This window comes from Streptomyces sp. NPDC090088 (genome assembly GCF_044747345.1).
In the GTDB taxonomy this organism is placed as follows: Bacteria; Actinomycetota; Actinomycetes; order Streptomycetales; family Streptomycetaceae; genus Streptomyces.
The window spans coordinates 222,868-229,283 of the sequence record NZ_JBIVDZ010000003.1 but is presented as its reverse complement, the minus strand read 5'-3'; the positions used below and the strand labels follow the sequence as shown (position 1 = coordinate 229,283).

The window sequence follows — 6,416 nt, the reverse complement described above, 5'->3', positions numbered from 1 at the left end:
CGGGGCGGGGGGGGGGGCGGGGCGCGGCGGCGCGGGGGGGGGGGGGGGGGGGGGGGGCGGGGGGGGGGGGGGGGGGGGGGGGGGGGTTGGCCTCACCACCCCCCCCCCCCCCCCCCCCCACCCTCGTTCAGATCTCGAGCTTGAAGCCCACGTGCGAGGCCGTGAAGCCGAGCCGCTCGTAGAAGCGGTGGGCATCGGTCCGGGACTGGTCCGACGTCAGCTGCACCAACTGGCAGCCCTCGCGGCGGGATTCGTCGATCGCCCACTCGATGAACCGGGTGCCCAGCCCGCCGCCGCGTTCGTCGGCGTGAATGCGCACGGCCTCGATGATCGACCGGGTGGCACCGCGCCTCGACAGTCCCGGGATGATCGTGAGCTGGAGGGTGCCGACGACCCGGCCCTCGCGCACGGCGACGACCAGCCGCTGGTGGGGATCGGCGCTGAGCCGCTCCAGGGCGCTCAGATAGGGCGCCAGGTCGTCCGGTGACTCACGCCGGGCACCCAGCGGGTCGTCGGCGAGCATGCCGACGATGGCCGGGATGTCCTCGGCGACCGCGGCGCGTATTTCAAGATCTCCCATGCTCGCAGCCTATGCGGGCACGTTCAGCGATTCCACGACCCGGACCAGGGGAGCCAGCTCGGGGTTTCTGGCCGCCTCGTCCAGGGCCTCACGCAGCGCGAGGTCATTGGTCGGGCGAGCCTCTTCCAGCAGTCGCACTCCCGCCTCGGTGACGTTCGTGTAGATACCGCGCCGGTCGGTCGGGCAGAGGTAGCGCTCCAGGAGACCGCGGTCCTCAAGCCGCGTCACCAGCCGGGTGGTGGCGCTCTGGCTGAGGACGACCGCGTCGGCGACCTGCTTCATCTGCAGATGGCCCCCTTCGTCGTCGTGCTGCCGGCTGAGGACGTCGAGCAGGGAGTACTCGCGCACGCTCAGATCGTGCTGCGCCTGCAGGGCGCGCTCGATGTGCGTCTCGATCCTCCCGTGCAGCAGGGAGAGGGCGCACCAGCCCTGAGCGAGAGCGGTGAGCGCGGGGTCCGTCGCTGTCATTGGCGTTTTCCTCCGTCCAGGAGCGGCTGAATCAAGGATAGAGCAGGATCGCAATATCCCTCGCTTGCACATAGCCCGCGTCTGCAACTATTGTGAACGAAGGCAAAGCGCATCTGCAATCGTCTGGGAAGGTTGTCCCCCATGCCTCTCGCGCTTCTGGCCCTCGCGATCGGGGCCTTCGGAATCGGAACGACCGAGTTCGTGATCATGGGCCTGCTGCCCGAGGTCGCGGGCGACTTCGGGGTCTCCATCCCCACAGCCGGCCTGCTGGTCACCGGCTACGCGCTCGGCGTGGTGATCGGCGCTCCGCTGATGACCGTCCTGGGCACCAAGATCCCGCGCAAGCGGATGCTGATGCTGCTGATGGGCCTGTTCATCGCGGGCAATCTGCTGTCCGCCGTGGCGCCCTCCTTCAGCGTCATGCTGATCGGCCGGGTGGTCGCCTCCCTCGCCCATGGCGCCTTCTTCGGCATCGGCTCCGTCGTGGCCGCCGAGCTGGTCGCCCCGAGCAAGAAGGCCGGGGCCATCGCGATGATGTTCACCGGCCTCACCGTGGCGAACGTGATCGGCGTCCCGCTCGGAACCCTGGTCGGACAGCACGTCGGCTGGCGCGTCACCTTCGCCGTCGTCGCAGCCCTCGGTGTCGTCGGCCTGGCCGGGATCGCCAAGCTGGTCCCCGAGCTGCCCAGGCCGGAAGGCGTGCACCTGCGGCACGAACTGGCTGCGTTCAAGAACACCCAGGTCCTGCTGGCCATGGCGATGACCGTTCTCGGCTTCGGCGGGGTCTTCGCCGCCATCACCTACATCGCGCCGATGATGACCCATGTCGCCGGCTTCGCCGACGGCTCCGTCACCTGGCTGCTGGTCCTCTTCGGCCTCGGCATGGTCGGCGGCAACCTCATCGGCGGAAAGTTCGCCGACCGCGCCCTGATGCCCATGCTGTACGTGTCCCTGGGCGCCCTGGCCCTGGTCCTCGCCCTCTTCACGCTCACCGCGCACAACGAGATCGCGGCCGCCGTGACCATCACCCTGATCGGAGCCCTGGGCTTCGCGACCGTCCCGCCGCTGCAGAAGCGCGTCCTCGACCAGGCACACGGCGCCCCCACCCTGGCCTCGGCCGTGAACATCGGCGCCTTCAACCTCGGCAACGCCCTGTCCGCCTGGCTCGGCGGCATGGTGATCGCGGCCGGCTTCGGCTACACCTCCCCCAACTGGGTCGGCGCCGCCCTCGCCGCGTCGGCTCTCCTGCTCGCCTTCCTGTCGGCCGCGCTGGAGCGCCGGGACAGCCGCCCGAGCGCCGTGGCCACCAGCGACATGCCCGCCGGGCAGCGGACGCCGGTCCACCACTGACCCCCCCCGTGCCTCTCACCGCACGTCAGCACCATCCAAGGAGAACCATGAGCACCACCGCCGTCGCCCCCCTCACTCTCCAGGACGCCGAACTCCTGATCACCGAGGCCGGCCGTGCCGCCGAGGCCGCCGGGGTCACCGTCAGCGTCACCGTGCTGGACGCCGGAGGCCATCTGCTGGCCTTCCGGAGGGACGACCGCGCCGTGCTGATCTCCGGCGAGACCAGCACCCGCAAGGCCTACACGGCGCTCCAGCTGAACACCCCCACCGCCGACCTCGTCGACGCCGTCCAGCCCGGCGGTCTCTTCCACACCCTGCCCACGGCGCTCGACCGGCCGCTGCTGTTCATCGCGGGCGGTGTCCCCGTGCAGCGCGGCGGCCGACTGATCGGGGCGATCGGAGTCGGCGGTGGCGCGCCCGACCAGGACCACGGCTTCGCCACCACCGCCGTCCAGGCACTGGTCTGATCGCACCCCGCTCAGCGCGGAACGCCGGCTCCCCCGGAGGAGAGCCGGCGTTCGCCGTGCCGTGGACGTCTCAGCCCGCCGCCACCGTCAGCGGTGCGAAGCGCCGGGTCCAGTCTCCGGGCGGCTCCGTGATGCCGTAGGCCATGACGGTGTTCATGGCCACGGAAGCCAGCCCGCGCTCCTTCGCCCAGGCCCGCAGTTGCTCGTGCCGGACGTCGATGTCGGTGCGGAGCGGCCGGTCGGTGTGGGCGGCGAGCGAGGCGATGAGGGACTTCGCCGTCTCCGCGTCGTCGGCGATCAGCGGGCCGACGACATGGGTGTCCATGTTGGGCCAGGCAGCCGCGTATCCCACGATCCGGCCGTCGTCCACGGCGACGCGCAACTGGTCCGAGAACGCGGGCAGCCGCGTGATGAGCGGGGTGCGGTCGGCGCCGAACACCTCCTCGTCCAGCCGGAGGATGGCACCGAGGTCCTCGGCGGTGGCCGCCCGTGTCGCCACCCGCGGCTCGGACCCGCCCGCTGTGAAGAGACCGGACAGCATCTCCGAGTGTCCCGTGGTCTTGAACCCCAGCTCCTCATAGAGCGGACGGCCGTACGGCGTCGCGTACAGGGTCAGGGGAGTCGTTCCCACCGCCGAGACGATGTGCCGCATCAGCCGGCGCCCGACGCCCTGCCGGGAATGCCGCTCGGCTACCAGGACCATGCCGACCGCGCCGAGTTCAGGGCGTTCTCCCGGGCCGTACTCCGTGATCACGCAGGCGGCGACCAGGCCCCCGGCGGGGTCGTCGATGCCGTAGCCCTTCCCGGCGGTGAGGAGCAGGCGCCACTTGTGTTCCTCGCGCGGCCACCCCCGGTCCTCGGACAAGTCGGCGCAGGCGGTGAGATCGCGCGGCGTCAGTCGGCGAATGGGCAGAGCAGCGACGGAAGGAGTTGGCACGCGGGTCAGGCTTGCCGACCCGCACCCTCGTCGTCCACCCGTTTCAGGGGAGACGCACGCGCTTTTGGCCATGCCGTAGCCGGCAGCACAGGCCCTGGACAGACGCGGGACGTTTCACGTGAAACATGGCCCTCCAGGCGCCGTGCACCGGCCTGTGATCGCTGGCCGCGCCCACCCTGGGGAGATGCGATCGCTCCCCAGTAGCCTCGGGCCCATGGCGCGACTTCATCTCTTCGATCTTGACGGCACGTTGTTGCACGGGACTTCCGCGCCTGTCGAGATCTCCCGCCAACTCGGCCTGGAAGCAGAGACGGTGGAACTCGACCGGGCGATCACCGCGGGACGGATAACTCCGCCGGAGTACGCGGACCGGGTGTACACCCTCTGGGCGGAGCTGACCGACGCACAGGTGACCACGGCATTCGACGGCGCGCCCTGGCTGGCCCGGATCCGGGAGGTCTGGGCCGAGATCAGGGATGCGGGCGACTACTGCGCGGTGATCTCCCTGTCGCCCTCGTTCTTCGTGGAGCGACTGCTGGGCTGGGGAGCCCATGCCGCCTTCGGGTCGCGCTTCCCGGCGGTGCCGTTCGTCGAGCCGCTGGATCCGGCGGGAGCCCTCACGGCCGCGGCCAAGGTCACCATCGCGGACCGCCTGTGCGAGCGCTTCGGGGTGGATCGGGCGGACTGCGTGGCCTACGGCGACTCGATGTCGGACCGGGATCTGTTCGCCGCGGTCCCGGTGTCCGTGGCGGTCAACGCGGACGGACATCTCGCCGGTCTGGCGACGTACTCCTACACGGGCCGGGATCTATGGGATGCCTATGAAATGGCTTGTGCCGCCCGGTAATTGAGGGAATCGATGCTTCGCCCGTTGCCGGATCGGCGGCCGGGGCAGGGGGGACTTGTGCGCCGAGCGACGGCCGGTAGGGTCGACTCCGGTTCATGTCCGGGGCGAGCCGCTCCGGGGGAGCGACTGCGGCCCTTGTCACACTCTCGCCTTACTTGTCCGTACGCGAGGGAAGCACGGGTTCAATGTGGCCGTGTCGGCCGCGGGCCCGACCGGGGAGAACTAGCCGTCAACGGGGGCAAGCAGGCACCTTCCGAGCGAGGAGGTGCGCAGACCGACCGAAAGATGTTCGAGGCGAGGCACACCATGGACGCTCCGACCACCACGTCGGCGGGCAACGAGGGGGCCGGCGGGGGCAGCTGGTTCACGTCAGCCCCCACCAGGCCCCCGGGCGAGCCCTCCGCCGAGCCGCCGGTCGCGCCGGGTGGTCAGCAGGAGACGTCCCAGGGCCCGCGTCCCGCGCCCGCGGAGCCCCCGGGGCGAATACCGCCGACGCAGGAGCCGTCCCGCCCCCAGGAAGCCGCCCAGCTGCCGCCGACCGGCCAGCACGCGGCGCCCCGGCCCTTCGTACCGCCGGCCGAACAGTCCGCGCCCGATGCCTTCGACCGACGCGTCCCCCCTCAGCGCAGCGCACAGCCGCCCCCCGGTGCCTCCCCGGACGCGCTCCGGATCCGCGGGACGATGGCCGAGGTCGGTCCGATGGCCGACAAGGTCACCTCGTACTTCTACGCGCTGCTCTTCGTCCGCCACCCCGAACTGCGTTCGCTGTTCCCGGCCGCCATGGACACCCAGCGGGACCGGCTGCTGAAGGCGCTGCTCACCGCGGCCGAGCACATCGACAACACGCCGGTCCTGGTCGAGTACCTCCAGAACCTGGGCCGAGGCCACCGCAAGTACGGCACCCACGCCGGGCACTACCCGGCCGTCGGCGAGTGCCTCATCGGCGCCCTGAGCAAATACGCCTCGGCCATCTGGGACCCGGAGACGGAGGCGGCCTGGGTGCGGGCGTACACCACGATGTCCCAGGTGATGATCGACGCGGCGGCAGCGGACGAGCTCCGCGCGCCGGCCTGGTGGCATGCGGAGGTCGTCACGCACGACCTCAGGACCGCGGACGTCGCGGTGGTCACGGTCCGCCCGAACCAGCCGTACCCCTTCCTCGCCGGGCAGTACACGAGCCTGGAGACACCGTGGTGGCCACGGGTGTGGCGGCACTACTCGTTCGCCTCCGCGCCCCGTTCGGACGGGCTGCTGACGTTCCATGTGAAGGCCGTCCCGGCGGGCTGGGTCTCCAACGCGCTGGTGCACCGCGCCCGCCCCGGTGACGTCATCCGGCTCGGCCCGGCCGCCGGTTCGATGACCGTCGACCACAGCAGGGGCAACGGACTGCTCTGCCTGGGCGGCGGCACCGGCATCGCCCCCATCAAGGCGCTGGTCGAGGACATCGCCGACCGCGGCTCCCGTCGCCCGGTCGAGGTGTTCTACGGCGCCCGGACCGACCACGACCTGTACGACATCGACACCCTGCTCCGGCTCCAGCAGAGTCATCCCTGGCTCTCGGTCCGCGCGGTCGTCGACCAGCAGGCGCACCTCCAGCTCCCCGACGCCATCCGTGCCTACGGCCCGTGGAGCGAGTACGACGCCTATGTCTCCGGTCCGCCCGGCATGATCCGCAACGGAGTACGGGCACTGCGGGACATCGGTATCCCCGCGCACCGCATACGGCACGACTCGGTCGAGGAACTGGTTGTCGTCGGCGACTGACCC

7 protein-coding genes are annotated in these 6,416 nt (G+C 71.1%); 4 read left to right on the top strand and 3 right to left on the bottom strand.

Features of this window, described 5'->3' with window-relative positions; genetic code table 11:
- Positions 1 to 127: 127 nt before the first annotated feature.
- Both ACIPSJ_RS17000 and ACIPSJ_RS16995 read right to left on the bottom strand, forming a co-directional pair.
- Complete coding sequence (locus tag ACIPSJ_RS17000) at positions 128 to 580, bottom strand: GNAT family N-acetyltransferase (RefSeq protein ID WP_401346503.1); 453 nt, start codon at positions 578 to 580, stop codon at positions 128 to 130.
- A gap of 9 nt (positions 581 to 589) precedes the next feature.
- Positions 590 to 1,048, bottom strand: a complete 459-nt coding sequence (locus ACIPSJ_RS16995) for a MarR family transcriptional regulator (protein WP_359212160.1) — start codon at positions 1,046 to 1,048, stop codon at positions 590 to 592.
- A 141-nt stretch (positions 1,049 to 1,189) separates the two neighbouring features.
- Here ACIPSJ_RS16995 and ACIPSJ_RS16990 point away from each other — a divergent pair, with 141 nt between their 5' ends.
- Together ACIPSJ_RS16990 and ACIPSJ_RS16985 are read left to right on the top strand one after the other, a co-directional pair.
- On the top strand, positions 1,190 to 2,398 hold the full coding sequence (locus ACIPSJ_RS16990; protein WP_401346501.1) for an MFS transporter: 1,209 nt from the start codon (positions 1,190 to 1,192) through the stop codon (positions 2,396 to 2,398).
- A gap of 47 nt (positions 2,399 to 2,445) precedes the next feature.
- Complete coding sequence (locus ACIPSJ_RS16985; protein WP_359212155.1) at positions 2,446 to 2,865, top strand: heme-binding protein; 420 nt, start codon at positions 2,446 to 2,448, stop codon at positions 2,863 to 2,865.
- Positions 2,866 to 2,935: 70 nt separating this feature from the next.
- Here ACIPSJ_RS16985 and ACIPSJ_RS16980 read toward each other — a convergent pair whose 3' ends face one another.
- Positions 2,936 to 3,802, bottom strand: coding sequence for a GNAT family N-acetyltransferase (locus tag ACIPSJ_RS16980; RefSeq protein WP_401346499.1), 867 nt, complete (start codon positions 3,800 to 3,802; stop codon positions 2,936 to 2,938).
- Between the two features lie 214 nt (positions 3,803 to 4,016).
- On the opposite strand from ACIPSJ_RS16980, the gene ACIPSJ_RS16975 reads away from it, so the two are divergent.
- Complete coding sequence (locus ACIPSJ_RS16975; RefSeq protein ID WP_359212149.1) at positions 4,017 to 4,649, top strand: HAD-IB family phosphatase; 633 nt, start codon at positions 4,017 to 4,019, stop codon at positions 4,647 to 4,649.
- A 285-nt stretch (positions 4,650 to 4,934) separates the two neighbouring features.
- A complete protein-coding gene (locus ACIPSJ_RS16970) occupies positions 4,935 to 6,413 on the top strand; it encodes a globin domain-containing protein (RefSeq protein WP_401346497.1) in 1,479 nt (492 codons plus the stop codon).
- Positions 6,414 to 6,416 lie beyond the last annotated feature (3 nt).